At 51.1% G+C, this 15,616-nt stretch carries 16 protein-coding genes; 7 read left to right on the top strand and 9 right to left on the bottom strand.

The annotated features are described in order from the left end of the window. Window positions 1-4 precede the first annotated feature (4 nt). Window positions 5-1,090, bottom strand: coding sequence for a multiple monosaccharide ABC transporter substrate-binding protein (chvE, locus tag MHH48_RS07670; protein WP_076323003.1), 1,086 nt, complete (start codon window positions 1,088-1,090; stop codon window positions 5-7). Window positions 1,091-1,604: 514 nt separating this feature from the next. Between chvE and MHH48_RS07665 the strand changes: the two genes are divergently transcribed. Continuing rightward, window positions 1,605-1,739 (top strand): transposase, encoded by a 135-nt coding sequence (locus MHH48_RS07665; protein ID WP_256720555.1) that lies wholly within the window; start codon window positions 1,605-1,607, stop codon window positions 1,737-1,739. A gap of 252 nt (window positions 1,740-1,991) precedes the next feature. Here the strand turns inward: MHH48_RS07665 and MHH48_RS07660 are convergent, their stop codons facing one another. From MHH48_RS07660 to MHH48_RS07645, 4 genes are all read right to left on the bottom strand, one after another. Then, a complete protein-coding gene (locus MHH48_RS07660; protein WP_076323002.1) occupies window positions 1,992-3,206 on the bottom strand; it encodes a response regulator in 1,215 nt (404 codons plus the stop codon). Then, window positions 3,203-5,137 (bottom strand): sensor histidine kinase, encoded by a 1,935-nt coding sequence (locus tag MHH48_RS07655; protein ID WP_076323176.1) that lies wholly within the window; start codon window positions 5,135-5,137, stop codon window positions 3,203-3,205. The genes MHH48_RS07660 and MHH48_RS07655 overlap by 4 nt, the downstream gene beginning before the upstream one ends. Continuing rightward, the gene (locus tag MHH48_RS07650; RefSeq protein ID WP_076323001.1) at window positions 5,127-6,134 is read right to left on the bottom strand and encodes a substrate-binding domain-containing protein; all 1,008 of its coding nucleotides are present in this window, start codon (window positions 6,132-6,134) and stop codon (window positions 5,127-5,129) included. The genes MHH48_RS07655 and MHH48_RS07650 overlap by 11 nt, the downstream gene beginning before the upstream one ends. A 227-nt stretch (window positions 6,135-6,361) precedes the next feature. Beyond that, window positions 6,362-6,961 carry a TetR/AcrR family transcriptional regulator gene (locus tag MHH48_RS07645; protein WP_076323000.1) on the bottom strand — a complete coding sequence of 200 codons (600 nt, stop codon included), beginning with the start codon at window positions 6,959-6,961 and terminating at the stop codon, window positions 6,362-6,364. 187 nt (window positions 6,962-7,148) lie between these two features. Here MHH48_RS07645 and MHH48_RS07640 point away from each other — a divergent pair, with 187 nt between their 5' ends. Beyond that, on the top strand, window positions 7,149-7,859 hold the full coding sequence (locus MHH48_RS07640; protein WP_076323175.1) for a futalosine hydrolase: 711 nt from the start codon (window positions 7,149-7,151) through the stop codon (window positions 7,857-7,859). Next, window positions 7,856-8,710, top strand: coding sequence for a 1,4-dihydroxy-6-naphthoate synthase (locus MHH48_RS07635; protein WP_076322999.1), 855 nt, complete (start codon window positions 7,856-7,858; stop codon window positions 8,708-8,710). Before MHH48_RS07640 ends, MHH48_RS07635 begins: the two co-directional genes overlap by 4 nt. Window positions 8,711-8,931: 221 nt before the next feature. Here MHH48_RS07635 and MHH48_RS07630 read toward each other — a convergent pair whose 3' ends face one another. Further along, a complete protein-coding gene (locus MHH48_RS07630; RefSeq protein ID WP_076322998.1) occupies window positions 8,932-9,447 on the bottom strand; it encodes a mismatch-specific DNA-glycosylase in 516 nt (171 codons plus the stop codon). A gap of 46 nt (window positions 9,448-9,493) precedes the next feature. Beyond that, the gene (locus MHH48_RS07625) at window positions 9,494-9,997 is read right to left on the bottom strand and encodes a hypothetical protein (RefSeq protein ID WP_076322997.1); all 504 of its coding nucleotides are present in this window, start codon (window positions 9,995-9,997) and stop codon (window positions 9,494-9,496) included. 155 nt (window positions 9,998-10,152) lie between these two features. Here MHH48_RS07625 and MHH48_RS07620 point away from each other — a divergent pair, with 155 nt between their 5' ends. Both MHH48_RS07620 and MHH48_RS07615 read left to right on the top strand, forming a co-directional pair. Next, the gene (locus MHH48_RS07620; protein ID WP_076322996.1) at window positions 10,153-10,671 is read left to right on the top strand and encodes a sigma-70 family RNA polymerase sigma factor; all 519 of its coding nucleotides are present in this window, start codon (window positions 10,153-10,155) and stop codon (window positions 10,669-10,671) included. Then, the gene (locus tag MHH48_RS07615; protein WP_076322995.1) at window positions 10,668-11,648 is read left to right on the top strand and encodes a DUF4871 domain-containing protein; all 981 of its coding nucleotides are present in this window, start codon (window positions 10,668-10,670) and stop codon (window positions 11,646-11,648) included. The genes MHH48_RS07620 and MHH48_RS07615 overlap by 4 nt, the downstream gene beginning before the upstream one ends. A gap of 156 nt (window positions 11,649-11,804) precedes the next feature. Here the strand turns inward: MHH48_RS07615 and MHH48_RS07610 are convergent, their stop codons facing one another. Continuing rightward, complete coding sequence (locus MHH48_RS07610) at window positions 11,805-12,674, bottom strand: DUF6612 family protein (RefSeq protein ID WP_076322994.1); 870 nt, start codon at window positions 12,672-12,674, stop codon at window positions 11,805-11,807. A 127-nt stretch (window positions 12,675-12,801) separates the two neighbouring features. On the opposite strand from MHH48_RS07610, the gene MHH48_RS07605 reads away from it, so the two are divergent. Together MHH48_RS07605 and MHH48_RS07600 are read left to right on the top strand one after the other, a co-directional pair. Further along, window positions 12,802-13,362 (top strand): DUF1273 domain-containing protein, encoded by a 561-nt coding sequence (locus MHH48_RS07605; protein ID WP_076322993.1) that lies wholly within the window; start codon window positions 12,802-12,804, stop codon window positions 13,360-13,362. A gap of 262 nt (window positions 13,363-13,624) precedes the next feature. Then, on the top strand, window positions 13,625-14,317 hold the full coding sequence (locus MHH48_RS07600; protein ID WP_076322992.1) for a pseudouridine synthase: 693 nt from the start codon (window positions 13,625-13,627) through the stop codon (window positions 14,315-14,317). A gap of 162 nt (window positions 14,318-14,479) precedes the next feature. Here the strand turns inward: MHH48_RS07600 and ald are convergent, their stop codons facing one another. Beyond that, entirely contained in the window at window positions 14,480-15,598 is a 1,119-nt protein-coding gene (gene ald, locus MHH48_RS07595) for an alanine dehydrogenase (protein WP_076322991.1), read from the bottom strand. Window positions 15,599-15,616 lie beyond the last annotated feature (18 nt).

Here is a 15,616-nt window from a genome sequence, read left to right as displayed (position 1 = left end):
AAGACTATTTCAATCCGATTTCTTCCTTGGAGTAATAGCCCGTCTTCACAACCTCTTTCTCCACGTTGGAAGCATCTACGGATACAGGAGGGAGCAGATAGGCAGGCACGACCTTGATGCCGTTATCGTACGATTCGGTATCGTTGACCTCGGCTTCTTCTCCCTTCAGCACGCTCTCCGCCATCTTGACTGCCTGTTCGGCGAGCTGGCGTGTATCCTTGAACACCGTCTGGGTTTGCTCACCGGCTACGATCGATTTAATGGAGGCAAGCTCCGCATCCTGACCAGTAATGATCGGCAGGGGCTTACCTGCCGTCCCATAACCCACACCCTTGAGCGAAGAGATAATGCCGATACTGATCCCGTCATAGGGAGACAGTACCGCATCCAGATTTTCGCTGGAATAGTTGGCGCTGATCAGGTTATCCATCCGCGACTGGGCCAAGGCCCCGTCCCAGCGCAGGGTCGCAATCTGGGCCATCGTGGTCTGCTTGCTCCGAACCACAAGCTTGCCCGAATCCATGTAAGGCTTCAGAACGGACATCGCGCCGTCATAGAAAAAGTAAGCATTGTTATCGTCCGGCGATCCACCGAACAGCTCGATATTGAACGGCCCCTTCCCTTCCTTCAAGCCGAGCTTCTCTTCAATATAAGAGGCTTGTTGAACGCCGACCTGAAAGTTGTCGAACGTAGCATAATAACTCAAATGCTCGGTATTGCAGATCAACCGATCGTAGGCAATAACCTTAATTCCCTGATCATGAGCCTTCTTGATCACGTCGGTTAGCGTATTTCCATCAATTGAAGCGATGACGATGACGTCGACCCCTTTCGTAATCATGTTCTCGATTTGCGAAATCTGGTTTTCAATCACGTCCTCAGCAAATTGAAGGTCGGTTTTATATCCTTTTTCCTGAAACAGCCGCTCCATGTTCTTCCCGTCAGCCACCCAGCGCTCGGATGATTTGGTTGGCATCGCAAGGCCGACATACCCCTTGTCAGCATCGCCGGTTTTGCTTTCGGCGAGGTTGCAGGCCGTCAGGGCCAAGAGCAGCACCGCGATCAGCAATCCTGGCAATCCTCTCTTCATCGGTAGTTCCCCTTTCCGAAAAATGGAATCGAGAGCGCTTACAACCGAAGGTTCGAAAAGCCTCTCTGTACTAAAAAGGATACATCCCATCGGGTGTAGGGGTCTTTCCACGAAAACAACCTTTTTTATAATTTTCATACTTTTGTTGTTTGGGTTTTACGCGAGTGTACATTGGCTGCTTAACTTTCCGGCTTAGTCACACCATGCCCCAAGCGGTTGCCGGCATCCAAAAGGGGGAGTCCCAAAAGATCTTAGATCTTGCGGGAGGCCCCCTTGTTCCTGTTAGAAGACGCTCCATGTACGAATCGTTCCTACCATCGCTGTCGCTTGTCCGGAATCGATTCGTCCTCTCCGCTACGCCGTGCGGACTGCCTACTTTTTTAGACGCAAAGAAACCGTTCTTCGGTAAAATGGAGGTGCTACCCAAACCATTTACGAAAGGAACGGTTTCTTTTGTACATTCAATATACCATGGGGCAACCCCGGCGGCAGTCTAGACAGCTACCATCCCAAGATGCTCACCAAAGTCAACGTCTACGATTACACACAACGGATCTACTCTTCTCGTCAGATCGCCAATGCCGTCCGCGAGAATGTCATGTTCATGTGGATTGCCGGGAGACAGCATCCGGATTTTTCGCACCACTAATCGCTTTCGTTCCGAGCGTATAAAAGACGTACTGGAGAAGATCTTCACTAGCGTGCTTCAGTTTCGCCCAGGAGAAGGTCCAGACCTGTACAGCAATTGGAGGCGAAACTGCAATCCCGGCCCAAGGACAAACCACTGAAAAAAGCGATACACTCACTCCGCAAAGATCTGCTCCCGCATTTGCAAAAATATGAGACTCAGCAGGAAATGGCAAAGGTTCGGGATGTCCCCGTCATGATCCTCGCACACCGCCTACTCTTCCTGAACCGTCGCCCCTTTGCGGTACCGGTTCGGTGATACCCCCATTACTTTTTTAAAAGCCGTGCTGAAATAATGCTGGCTGTCATATCCCACCCGCTCCGCGATGTCGAGGATACTCAGATCGGTGGAATTAAGCAGCTGAATCGCCTTTTGAATCCGCGTCTGGGTCATAAGTGTAATAAAGGACGTGCCCAGTTCTTTCTTTAGCGTTCGGCTCAGATAGACTGGCGAAACCTGCAGCGCCTGGGCAAACGATTCCAGCGTCAGCTCCCGAACGGCATACTGCTCCTGGATGAGCTGCCGGGCCCGCCGTACTAACGGAGACAGCTGCGCATCCTTAAACACCCCATCCCGGCAGGCCTCATAGGCTGCAGCAACCGCCCCCGCTCCTTCCGATACAAACTCCATATGAACGTTGACAGTCAGCTTCAAGTACTTCTGAATGGATTGCTCGGCATCGGCTGCGATTTCCACATCCGTCTCACCCCATAAACAGATGCCAATCCATCCTGTATGATCACGGAACAAAACACAAGGAGCGGGATGGATCAGCTCGGAAATGATATTCTCCATCGCGAACAGATACAGCTGCCGGTCGCTTTCCTTCATCAAAGGCTGCGGAGCCGTCATCTCCGGCCATCTGGCGATGCCGACCTGAGTAGGCTTACTAGGAGGAAGCCCGAGAAACTCCAGCTGCTCCAGCGCCTCCTCCTCATCCAGCAGGCCATGCATCCATTCCAAGCAGAATCGTTCCCGCAGCAGCGGAATATTCTTCTCGATTTGCTCGGAGGCCTTCTTCAGATAACTCTCCTGGATTTGCCGGTCATTCAGTTCATCCCTTACGCTTCCAAGCACTCGAATCAGGTGATCCGCATTCACCGGCTTTAATATATAATCCTTAACCCCGAGCCGGATCGCTTCCTGCGCATACGCAAATTCGTCATGGCCAGTAATAATGACGAACCGGCATTCGGGACGTTCTTCCTTCATACGCTTCATAAGCCCGATGCCGTCCAGGAACGGCATATTCATATCGACCAGCATAATGTCGATCGGCCGGCTGAGCGCAAGCTCCAGCGCTTCCTCGCCATCCTCCGCTTCAGCAGCCACCTCCATGCCAAGAGCCTCCCAATCCACCGCATCCCGAATTCCTTCACGGATAATCGGCTCATCGTCAGCAATCAGGACTTGATACGCTTTGTTCATAGCCTGTCTCTCCCATCATGATTGGAGGACGAAGGGGCGGTATGCAGCAGCGGATGCGTAATCATTACCGTGGTTCCCTCGTTCTCTATACTGTCAATTGCGATTCCGTACTCATCGCCGAACGTTAGCTTGATGCGTGCCTGCACATTCAGCATGCCATAGCTGCGACTTTCGCCTACCCTTTCTCCCGGAGTCGTCTCCATGGCCGTTACCGGATCGGCAAGCTGATTGCGAAGCGTCTCCAGCTGCTCCTTGGACATACCTGCCCCGTCGTCTTGTACAGCAAGCACCAGCACATTCCCCTCGACATCAGCTTTGATCCAGATTCGCCCCGGTCCTCTCCGGGCCTTAATGCCGTGGTATATCGCGTTTTCCACTACCGGCTGCAGAAGGAGCTTCAGCACGTATAATTTCTCAGCCTCAGGCGAAAGCTCCATCTCAACCTGCAGCCTGTCGCGGTAACGCGTCTTCTGTATCTGCAGGTAGCTGCTGATATGCATCCATTCGTCGGACATGGAGATGATATCATCCCCTTTGCTGAGTCCGATCCGAAACAGCCTCGACAAGGATTCCACCAGATCCGATACATCGTCCGCCCCTTTCTTGCGGGCCATCCAATGGATCGTATCCAGTGTGTTGTACAGAAAATGCGGCTTAATGTGGGCCTGTAGGCTGCGCAGCTCCGCTTCGCGCTTCTGCTTCTCCCGGAGCTCGCTCAGCTTCATCAACTTGCGGATCTGCAGAAGCATGCGGTTAAAGCTGCGTCCAAGCATGCCCACCTCATCCTGACGGTTTCCCCAGTAACGGGTCGTCAAATCCCCGGATTCTGCTTTTTGCATGAAGGACATGAGTTGCCAGATCGGTCTGGATATCGACTGCGAAAGCGTGTAGGATGCAGCTATGCCAAACAAGCACACCACAAACAAGAAACAAATCATATAAAATCGAATCTCTCGGACCTCATACACCGATTCGCTGGTTGGAAATACGCCGATCGTCCGCCAGCCGGTAAAGGAGGAGGTGCCGTATATCAATTGCAGCCGCTCTCCGTTCGACTCACGGATGAAAGCACCGCTGTCCTCTTCCGGAAACCACGAAGGCGGTATGGACGGAATGATGGAATCCTCCGGCTTATAGATGCTAGAGCCGCCGGGTTCGGCCACCATCAAATATCCGCTTTTTCCAAGCGTGACATCCCGGACCGCTCTCGCAACCGCCCGCAGCTTCAAATCGATCAATACCGCTCCGGTTACTTCCCTCGTATTCGGATTCACAAACGAGCGAACGACCGACACCAACTCCTCGTTGCCATAATGAACATGGGTGGTGACGTTACGATCTGCCGGATGCCCGAGCACTGTAAAGATTCCTTCATTTGAAGCAGCCTCAAGGTACCAAGCTTCCTCCGTCAAGCTGGCGGGACCGCGCGCATACATTTCGTTACTGATGTATTCCCCGTCGCGATTGACCAGAAGAATGGAGGCGATTTCCGGGTACAGCGTCGTGAAGCCTTGAAGATACCGCTTAATCTCATAATTTTCCTCATTGTCCTGCTTCACCGAGAACGACTGCAGGCCGGAATTACCCGTATCTTCGGTTCCTGCGGCCGGCTTATCCCCTTGGATTTCCCCTTGCAGAAATCGCTCCGTGCGCGGGTCAAATCCGATCAAATACGTAATGTTCTGGAGATTCTCCATATCATTGTCCAAGGTCTGATTGACCTTTCCGATCAATTGAATGGTGTTCGAGGTTACCTGCTGATCCACAATGCGGTTAACCGTCCAATTGACGAGGACGCCCAGCGCGATTGAAGGCAGGATGCCAACCATAAGGAACAAGATGACCAGCTTGTATCTCAGCGGTAAATCCCCGAACCGCAGCCACCGCGAGATGCCTTCGCGCCAGGATTCCGCTCTGATTCTATTTTGCATAATAATCATTCACATTCTCTCGGGTCACAATCGAGATCCCGGTGTCCACCCTTGTCGGAAGTGGAGACACGTCATTGCCGAGCGTCGGGGCCGGTACGGTAAGACCATGATGCAGATGAAATAAATACTGCAGCGACCAATAGCCCATGTTCCACGTCCCCTGAGCGATCGTTGCCGCGATGGTTCCATCGGAAATCCGGTCCAGCGTCCCTTTATTTGTATCGAATCCGATGATGGTAATCCGATTCGCTTTATTCGCGCCGATAACAGCATCCGCCACGCCCATTCCGCCACTGGCCTCCGTTACGAAGATCCCTTTGAGATCCGGGTGCTTGTCCAGCAGGTCTGCAGCAGCCTCTTTGGCAACGAGGGTATCCCCTTTACCTTCCCTGATCTCCACCACGGACATGCCCGGATATCGCTGTGCCAAAGTGTCCCTGAAGCCTTCGGAACGGTCATCATGATTCTGCTGCCCGGGCTGGGTAACAATCCCGATCTCCCCTTCTCGGCCGAGAAGCTGCGCCATTTTGTCCGCGGCCGCAACGCCAGCGTTGTAATTATTGGTCGCCAGGAAAGAATAGGCCTTACTGTCAGGTGCATCCGCATCGAACAGCACGACGGGTATTCCAGCTTCCACGGCTTTATTAATTGTCGACGTCAGCGCTTTGGAATCGATGGCCGACAAGGCGATACCGGCAGGTTTTTTGGCAATCACTTGTTCCAGAACGGTGATCTGTTCCTCCACGTCATATTGTGTAGAGCCTCGGTAATCGACAGTTACGCCCAGAGCATCCCCTCCATCCTCGAAGCCCTTTAAAATATTTTTCCAATATTCCATGCCGGATTGAAAAGTCACCATGACATAATTCTCCCCAATGCTGCCGTGCAGGCCACCTTCCTCCCAAGCAGAAGAACGCTTGTCCTCCAGTCTGTACATGAACACATAGGTAAGAAAAGCCAATAGAAGCGCACCGTACACCAGCATCATCTTCTTCATGATTAAAACCCCCGATTCCTTGATCCTTCGTTCGCCATTTCCAGTTGCAATCGGTTACATAACGTATAATGAATATACTGCAATTCTTTGAAAAAGATCAAACCCTTGCTGGAATTCGGCTCTGGTCAACAGCAAAAAACAGGCCGTCCACGGTTAACCCTAACCATATCACTGCCTGCTTCTGATATTTTAATTATCTTTATTTTTATACATTAAATTTCATTGCCTTATGTAGCCCGCTTAGCCGGATAAATGCTGATGCCGTGCATAAATAAACTTACCACGTGACGCGCAAGATCCTCAGGAGTCCGCTTGCCTGTCAGAAGCTGCTGTGAGGTTAGTCTTTCAATGACGCCAACCAAGCACTCCGCAACGATGTGCATATCGGAATCTCCGTCAAAGTACCCGTCCCGCTGCTCAGCTTTCAGATTTTGCTCAATCATGGCTACCATTTCAGACTTTACGATGACAGCGTCATCCCCAATGAAAAAACCAATTTGTGTCAGGTCCGAATCTTTGCCAAGAAACGCGAACAACCCCGTCAGCACGCTCTGCAAACGACCGGTTACATGCTCCTCATCAATTCCGCTTTCCAATCTGCTTCCCTCGAGCAGGATCTTGAGCTCAGAGCGAAATTTCTCCACCAACTCCTTGAAAACGGCTTCTTTGCTTTCAAAATACAAATAGAATGACGGCTGCGTCAATCCAGCCCGGGAAACGATGGTGCTGATCTTGGTCTGATGGTATCCTGACTTTGCAAATTCATTGGCAGCGACAATCAGTAGTCTAGCCCGGCTTTCTTGTCCGTTCGCACCCTTCTTACGCAAAGCTATCCAACCTCCGAATCTAATCATGATGTATGTAAGTTACCGTTCATTATACTCTATATCGGAAAGTTACTGCTACACATAAAGTCCAGTCTTAGCATGCACGAGACTTTACATCGCATCAAGAACGTTATAACGTAAAAGGATAACGATGTTTATCGTTACAGCCAATAAGGAGATTAATAACATGCAGAAACATACCCAATCCAACTCGGTGGATATGACCGAGTCACATAACTTGCCAGCCCCGTCTTCCAAGCGCGTGCTTATTGTTACGGCAGTCGATGCCGAAAAAGAGGCCGTGCAACGCGGGCTTAAGCGCGCACATGGATTTGATGTCATCGCGGGTGGAGTCGGTCCCGCGGCTACCGCTGCTGCGACTGCCCGCCAGCTGATTCAAGGCACCTATGATTTCGTTGTCAGCGCAGGTATCGCCGGAGGATTTGCCGGCCAGGCTGAGGTTAGCTCCATCGTCATTGCGGACACCATCATTGCCGCTGATCTCGGTTCTGAAACCGAAGACGGCTTCAGCAGCGTCCAGGAGCTTGGCTTCGGAATGGATCGGGTGCAGGCAGATCCAGCTTCTGCCCGCAAACTTGCGGAGGCCTTAAAGATTGCTGGCGCAGCCGTAACCCTCGGGCCCGTCCTGACGGTCTCCACCACGACAGGAACAGCAGCTACGGCCGCACGCCTACTCCATCGGGTGCCGGACGCCGCTGCCGAGGCGATGGAGGGATTCGGCGTGGCGACCGCTGCCGATGCAGCCGGTGTGCCCGTGCTTGAAATCCGTTCCATATCCAATCAGGTCGGTCCGCGGGACCGCGGCGCATGGAAGATCAAGGAGGCGCTGCAGGCGCTTGAGACCGCAAGTTCATTACTACCGGAGGTGTTACGATGAAAATCGCTTTTTCCCCTTGCCCCAACGACACATTTGTCTTTCATGCCTGGGTTCATGGTCTTATTCCCGGTGCTCCCGAGCTTGATGTATCCTATGCGGATATCGATATCACCAATCATTGGGCAGCCGAAGATCGAGAACATGACATCTTGAAAATATCCTATGCCGCGCTGCCCTGGGTGCTGGATGAATACGCCCTGCTGCCCTGCGGGGGAGCGCTCGGCCGCGGTTGCGGGCCTCTCGTTCTGACGGCGGACAAGCTGACGGACGGAAAGACCCCGGACAGTCCGGCTGCGCTGTCCGGCCGGCGGGTAGCCGTTCCGAGCGAGCGCTCCACGGCTTATCTGTTGTTTCGCCTGTGGGCCGCACAGATCGTACCCGGAGGACTCGGCGAAATCGTGGTGATGCCGTTTGACCAGATCATGCCGGCTGTCCGCGACGGTGCCATCGATGCCGGACTGGTCATTCACGAAGCGCGATTCACGTACCCGTCCTACGGATTGAAGCTGATGACCGATCTCGGCAGCTGGTGGGAAACCGATACGAATCTGCCGATCCCGCTGGGAGCGATCGTGGCCCGAAGGTCGCTGGATTTGGCCAGCATCTCGAGCTGGATCCGCTCCTCGGTCGAATACGCCTGGGAACATCCCGGGGAATCCCGGGATTATGTCCTCCGGCACGCACAGGAAATGGACCCGGACGTCGCCAATGCCCACATTGACTTATATGTCAATCCATTTACCGCGGAGCTGGGCGAAGACGGCTATGCAGCAATTTCCGCCCTGCTGAACCGCGCAGCCGATGAAGGGCTTGTGCCGCGCATCGATCCTGCACTGTTGAAGCGTCCATAATATGGCGACCTGACCCTAAAATATATTCTCAATGGATGTACTTTCAATAGAAGAAAAACTACAAATAGAGTTTTCTTGCGGTAATCAGAAGATTTAGCTTCCGCTGAAAGCTTATGTATTCTATGTTCAAAGAGGAGCGTCCAGGAGTCCGACAAATCGGGTCTCCTGGACGCTCCTCTTTTTCATGATCCTCATGAATCGTTCTTGTCCAACTCCTCTGTTCAGAACTCATGCCTCGATATAAAATCATGCAATCGTCGATAAATTTCGATAATCTCATCCATGGGCATTCGTACCAGTCCACTGGAAGAAGGAGCAACAAACTCATGAACGCCGTCCACGACGGAGTCCTGCTGAATTCCCCAATCCGCTTTTGCTTTACCGCTAAATTCGGTGTACACGCCCTTGCCGACAAAGCAAGCAACCTCCGGTCTGTACTCCGCCAGCTTCTCCCGCAGCGTTTCTCTTCCGAGTTTGTACTCTTCGCGGGTAATGTCTTCGGCCCCCCGTGTAGGCCTGGCCACAATATTGGTAAACCCATACCCCAGTTTAAGCAATTCCCCATCCTCCGAGGCATCATATAAGCGAGGGGTCAACCCGGATTTATGCAGAATCCTCCAAAAATTGTTGCGGGGGTTGGCATAATGATGTCCGACCTCCCCCGATCGCAAACTAGGATTAAATCCGATAAAAACAACAGTCAATCCATAATCGAGATGATCGCTGACTTCGTTCATTCTGACTCCTCCTATCATCGTCTTATTCTGGGTTAACCCCTAAAACTTAATGAGAGCTCGATGCGGCAGCACTGTTGTTGCGTTTGCGTATTTGGTGAATGCCCATTACCACGGTCACGAGCTCCCAATCTCCAAGGACGTCGCTCTCATTCTCCAGCAGATAGGCTCCGGCCTGAAGCCAGCCGCTAATACGGGAAAAATGGGCGATTCCCCTTCCGGTACCATCCATTATTTCATATTCATTGGAAAAAGCAGGCGAAGTGATCTCATATACGCCCCGCGATCCCGCGTTGTATTCAAATTTTTTCGTGAAAAAGCTCATACGCATACGCAGCACGCCCAGCTCTTCCCCGCTGCCGCTCACGATATGCCACTTGTTGGAGAAGAAACGAAACGAGCCGCTGCATACCGGATCTCCCGTAGCGTTATACACGTCCAGCGAGGAACCGAAAGCACTCTTCAAATCCAGGCTTCCTATTACACTGCCTTCCCTATCCATAATATCTGTTATACCCGAGCTAAAAAAGTTATCCTTGAAATATAAATGCATACGCCTTCTCCCCTTCCTCGATTCCTTGCATACCTGTTACTCATTACAACGATTTGCACGTTAAATTGTTTCAATTTTTTGGGGGGAATCTGGGAACCAATCCTATGTTCAATTGTCTAATATTTGAGGTGATGTGATTGGAGTACCTGAAACAAATGGTGGCCGTAAATGAAGCAAGTACGGTGCTGAGCGATTTAATGGAGTCCTTCGGCCAGGACGTGTGGAACTATGCGTTCTTCCTAACAAAACGCAAAGATGCGGCTGATGATATCAGCCAGGACGTATTCTTGAGTGCATTTAAGCACTGGAATGAGTTTCAGGGCCGAAGTTCTGTAAAAACATGGCTGTTAACCATCACCCGCAACCTTTCCCTGAACTATCTCAAATCTTCCTTTATGACGAGGGTGTCTTTAACCGGCTGGGTAACCTCCAAGCAGACTGAACCCTCTGCGGAAAAAGAGTTTATGGATGCTGCTGCCGTATCGCAGATTTGGAAATACGTGATGGAGCTGCCACCCAAATACCGCGAGGTGCTCATCCTTGAATCCCATTACCAGCTGCCGCGAAAAGAAATGGCGGAGCTGCTCGGCATATCCGAAGGAACGATCAAATCCAGACTGCACCGGGCTCGCGCCCGAATGGAGAAGCTGTTGAAAGGAGAGGATGTCCAGTGAAGACCGAACAAGAGCTGCCGCCCGATTGGATACAGGAACTCGCTTCTTCTCCATTCAACGAGCCGATGTTCACCGAGAAGATGAAATCCAGTGTAATGAACAGCGCTGCTAACGGCTCTGTAAAGAAGGGTCGAAAAAAGCGGAAATCACCAGCTCGTCTGCGTATAACCGCAAGTGCATTCATGATTCTTCTAATAGCGGCGGTATGGGGATGGCGCGAGTCCCCTGCGCTTCAACGGATGATCCCGATCCAGGGCTTGGGATATGCTGCCAAGTGGACTCCCCGCAGCGTATACACGGAGGATGGGGTGGATAAACTTCAGGCATTTCCGGGTGGGGATTATGCCGCGGGCTCTCCGGCCGGTGCCTGGTGGAATCTGCTAACCCCGGTCCAAGAGCTTGAAGGGAAAACGATCCACATAACCGCCGTACACCGGGATACGGGAACTACCCTTGAAGAGTTTGTCGAGACGGAGATTACCTCCGATATGGCTTACGATAACTTCACCCGGGTCTCTTCCCGCTTTGCCCTGCCGCTCTCCGGGTTATGGCGATTCGACGTGATGGTGGATCAGGAGAAATACGGCGATATCGTGGTCGATGTGCCGGACAGCAGCTGGGAGCCGAGTCCGAGTTTTAGATCCGGTAATTATGCTATGACCGGCGTGGAAGGTCGTTTGGGTTTTATCCATCCTCCTTTAATTGCAGATAAACCCAATAAATACATGTGGCATTTCTGGGGGCGTGCCGAGGAATTAACGGGTGACTTGCACATTACGGCGATAAAAAGAAACACGACCGAGATCATCGATGTCTTTGAGGTTGCCGGGTTACGGCCTTCCTCGATAAACGGTGCTGATGCAGCGATACCAACCTCCATGTCGCTGCCTTCGCCAGGACTGTGGCGTATTATGGTCTCCATTAACGGTCAGCTGTTTGGCAGCGTCATTGTGGAAGTCGATAAACCTCAGGACTAAGCTTTCACTACCCTAACCTATCAGAACTACTATCCGAGACTGAAGTTCATCAAATAAGGCTGCCCCGGTCTGTAGGCATCTACAGAACCGGGGCAGCCTGTTCATTGTGGAATATCAAAAATTTCATATTCCGCTTATTTCATCAGCCAAACAGCATTATTCCGCGTTCAATGCTTCCTTCGGCACTTCGATCTTGCTGATTTCGTTATGCTTGGAGTAAGTACTCTTCATTTTCATATCCAAGGATACCTTCTGACCTTCGGCTTCCATTGCCATTACCATGTCCAAATCGGTTGTTACAGGCAGGTAAGATTCCTTCTGTACGCCATAAACAATATGGATGCTCTTGATATCCATTTGATCCATCATGGCTTCCATCTGCGGATCGTTGCCCGCTTGGCTCATCATGGACTTGGCAAGCTCCTTCAGATTGTCGCCGGAGACATCCGCCGTCAGAACGTATGAGTCTCCGTCCTCCGTTACTTTGAAGTCCTTAGCGAGAGTCTTGAACTGCTCTAACTGCTGCTCCGGACTTGCACTGCTCGGATCCAGGCTGTCGCGGATCTCCTGCTCCGATTCCTTCGGAACCTGCATCCATTGGCCATCCATAAGCATGTAGATACCGTCTTCTGTTATATACTGCTTCATCTCGATCTTGCCTTCCGGAGAATCCATCACGATGTTCTGCATCATCTCCACCGGCTCGAGCGTAAGTTCCGAATCAAGCGCCATATTAACATCTTGCTCCTGCTTCTCTTCGCCTTCAACTACGATATGCTGTTTAACATCGGCTTTCATCGCAAAACTCTTCAAATTCTTAGAAGCTTCAGCCGACTTCTGAAGAAGCTCGTCAGCAGTTGGAAGAGCATCCTTCTTCGGTTCTTCTTTAGCAGGCGGCGTCTCGCTCGTCCCTTGTTCCGCTGCTGGCGGTGTTGCGGCGTCGTCTGCTGCTTTGTTGTCCTTTCCGCATGCTGTCATGCTCATTACCAAAATTGCCCCTAGTAATACTGCTGTCCACTTCTTCAATCGAATTTCCTCCTAAAATATGTATTCCAAGATTACTCATCCCATTCTATACGATTTGCGACAAATATTGATCAATTTTTCAGAAAACGGTACACTAGACCTATTCTTTGTCAGGGAGTGTGCACAATTGGAAAACATTCTTGTTACCGGATATCGAGCTCATGAACTCGGTATTTACAACAACAAACACCAAGGCATTCCTTATATACGTCAAGCGATTGCCAACCGCTTGATTCCGCTGCTCGAGGAAGGTCTTCAGTGGGTTATCACGCCCGGTCAGTATGGCGTGGACCTGTGGGCCGTTGAAGCAGCTATAGAACTAAAGTCCCAATACCCTCACCTGAGATGCTCTATTCTGACCGCCTATCAGAATCCCGAGGCGCAATGGAACGACGATAAAAAAGCTTATTTTCAGGAATTGATGAAGGGGGTAGACTTCTATGCGCCTGTCAGCAAGAGCCCCTATCAGGGGCCGTGGCAATTTACGGCCAGAGACGATCTGTTACTCCGCAAGACCGATGGCATTCTGCTCGTGTATGACGAAGATGGCGGCGAAGCCAGCCCCAAGTTCATCAAAGAACGTGCGCTGAAGAAGCAGACAGCGGACGGTTACCGCTTCATCAGCATCGGCTCGGAGGAGATACAGGCTGTTGCAGACGAAGAGAACATGTCGCAGGATTTTTACTAGGCTTGCTGCTCCCCGGTTACCACTTCGATCCGCCAGAAGAGTTCCCTGCTGGCGAATCTCCCCAGCTAGAACCGCCAGAGGAGCAATGTGAAGAACCTGAAAGAGACGTCAGCTTAAAGGAAATATTTTCGACATAAGTCTGCCTCTCTGATGGATTATCGAAATTAATCATTTTATGCAACATTCCGCAAAAATCAAGGAAAAGAGAATATCAACTAACAAATGAACCTGTGGCAATATTACACATGAGAAGCGGTGGAGCATGCGAATTAACAAATATATAAGCGAAACGGGAGTTTTCTCGCGCAGAGAAACCAACCGATTGATTGCAGCCGGACGCATCACGATCAATGGCAAGGTGTGTGAAAAAGGGGCGGACGTTGAACTGCACGATATTGTGTTAATAGATGGGAAGGAAATTCCTCATCAGGATAGGGAAGCGGTTTACCTGGCTCTCAATAAACCTATCGGTATTGTCTGTACGGCAGCAGAACATGTCGCGGGAAACATTATTCAGTTTGTTAACTATCCATCGCGCATTTTTGCCATTGGAAGGCTGGATAAAGCCTCTGAAGGTTTGATTTTACTTACGAACGACGGAGATATTGTGAACAAAATGATGCGTTCAGAACATCATCATGAGAAAGAATATGTGGTGACTGTGGACAAACCCGTTACGGACGAATTTATGCAAGCGATGTCTCAAGGTGTTGAAATCCTGGACGTCATAACCAAACCATGCAAGGTCTATAGGCAAAGCGAAGATGTATTTCGTATTATTTTGACACAGGGCCTTAATTTGCAAATCCGCAGAATGTGTAAAGCCTTGGGGTACAGAGTGCTGAAGCTGGAGCGTATTCGGATTATGAATATTACACTGGATCAACTGGAACGGGGGAAATGGAGGCATTTGCAGGAAGCCGAACTACATAACCTCCTGTTCATGTTGAACTAGGCGAAGGCGAACTCGTGGTAGGAACAGTAAGGCAACATACAAAAGCCATTTTTCAACTTTGTCCACGCCGGCCAAGGAAAGCCACTCCTAAGGTTTACTTCATAAACCCCGGTATCGTGTCAAATTTGAAAAATGGCTCTACATGCTTAAAACATATTATTTCTATGCCAGCAAATAATCGTCAATGCTGGTATAAGCATACCCATGGGCCGTCGCAACCGCTTCGTAGGTTACCTTGCCGTCGATGACATTAATGCCCTTGGCAAGTGCTTGATCATGACGCGCGGCAGACCGAAGTCCTTTACTTGCTATTCTCAGTCCATAGGGTGCCGTTACATTGGTCAATGCCATGGTGGAGGTTCTGGCTACGGCGCCCGGCATGTTGGCTACAGCATAATGAATAACACCATGCTTTTCGTAGGTCGGGTTGTCATGCGTGGTGATCCGGTCAATCGTCTCGATGGAGCCCCCTTGATCAATCGCCACATCCACGATGACGGATCCCGGACTCATCTCTTTTACCATCTCTTCCGTTACGAGGCGCGGGGCCCGCGCACCGGGGATCAATACCGCGCCCACGACAAGGTCAGCGGCCTTCACCGTTTCCGCAATGTGATACGGATCGGACATAATCGTTTTGACCCGCCCTTGGAACAGATCATCCAGTTGACGAAGTCGGCCAGGATTAATATCGAGGATGCTGACGTCCGCACCGAGACCCAGCGCAATTCTTGCCGCATTGGTGCCGACGATACCGCCGCCGATAACGGCAACCTTACCTGGTGCGACCCCGGGTACGCCACTTAGAAGAACTCCCTTGCCGCCATGCGCTTTTTCCAGGAAATGCGCTCCGATTTGGATGGACATTCTTCCTGCCACTTCACTCATCGGTGTCAACAGCGGCAGGCTGCCATCCGTCAATTGTATCGTTTCATAAGCAACGGCACTCACCTTACGGTCAACCAGCGCCTTGGTCAGTTCCGGCTCGGGGGCCAGGTGCAGATAAGTGTATAGAATCATATCCTCTTGAAAGTATTCATATTCCTCCTGCAGGGGTTCCTTTACCTTCACAACCATCTCGGCTTTCCACGCTTCTGCAGCCGATGCAACCACTTTGGCTCCAGCCGCTCTGTAAGCTTCATCCGTAAAACCGATCCCAAGACCAGCCCCGGATTGTACAAGCACTTCGTGTCCGGCATTTCTAAAACTGACAACCGTACCCGGCGTCATGCCTACACGACTTTCGTTATTTTTGATTTCTTTGGGAACCCCAATTATCATCCCCATGCCTCCTTAATA

Origin of the sequence: Paenibacillus sp. FSL F4-0100 (assembly GCF_037993005.1) — a bacterium.
In the GTDB taxonomy this organism is placed as follows: domain Bacteria; phylum Bacillota; class Bacilli; order Paenibacillales; family Paenibacillaceae; genus Paenibacillus_AQ.
Note: the sequence above shows the minus strand (reverse complement) of the source record. Positions and strands in the feature narration are given on the sequence as shown.

Excerpts from the sequence above, each read along its gene's own strand:
- chvE (WP_076323003.1), bottom strand. The coding sequence starts at position 1,090 with ATGAAGAGAGGATTGCCAGGATTGCTGATCGCGGTGCTGCTCTTGGCC.
- MHH48_RS07665 (WP_256720555.1), top strand. The coding sequence starts at position 1,605 with ATGCTCACCAAAGTCAACGTCTACGATTACACACAACGGATCTACTCT.
- MHH48_RS07660 (WP_076323002.1), bottom strand. The coding sequence starts at position 3,206 with ATGAACAAAGCGTATCAAGTCCTGATTGCTGACGATGAGCCGATTATC.
- MHH48_RS07655 (WP_076323176.1), bottom strand. The coding sequence starts at position 5,137 with ATGCAAAATAGAATCAGAGCGGAATCCTGGCGCGAAGGCATCTCGCGG.
- MHH48_RS07650 (WP_076323001.1), bottom strand. The coding sequence starts at position 6,134 with ATGAAGAAGATGATGCTGGTGTACGGTGCGCTTCTATTGGCTTTTCTT.
- MHH48_RS07640 (WP_076323175.1), top strand. The coding sequence starts at position 7,149 with ATGCAGAAACATACCCAATCCAACTCGGTGGATATGACCGAGTCACAT.
- MHH48_RS07635 (WP_076322999.1), top strand. The coding sequence starts at position 7,856 with ATGAAAATCGCTTTTTCCCCTTGCCCCAACGACACATTTGTCTTTCAT.
- MHH48_RS07630 (WP_076322998.1), bottom strand. The coding sequence starts at position 9,447 with ATGAACGAAGTCAGCGATCATCTCGATTATGGATTGACTGTTGTTTTT.
- MHH48_RS07625 (WP_076322997.1), bottom strand. The coding sequence starts at position 9,997 with ATGCATTTATATTTCAAGGATAACTTTTTTAGCTCGGGTATAACAGAT.
- MHH48_RS07620 (WP_076322996.1), top strand. The coding sequence starts at position 10,153 with ATGGTGGCCGTAAATGAAGCAAGTACGGTGCTGAGCGATTTAATGGAG.
- MHH48_RS07600 (WP_076322992.1), top strand. The coding sequence starts at position 13,625 with ATGCGAATTAACAAATATATAAGCGAAACGGGAGTTTTCTCGCGCAGA.
- ald (WP_076322991.1), bottom strand. The coding sequence starts at position 15,598 with ATGATAATTGGGGTTCCCAAAGAAATCAAAAATAACGAAAGTCGTGTA.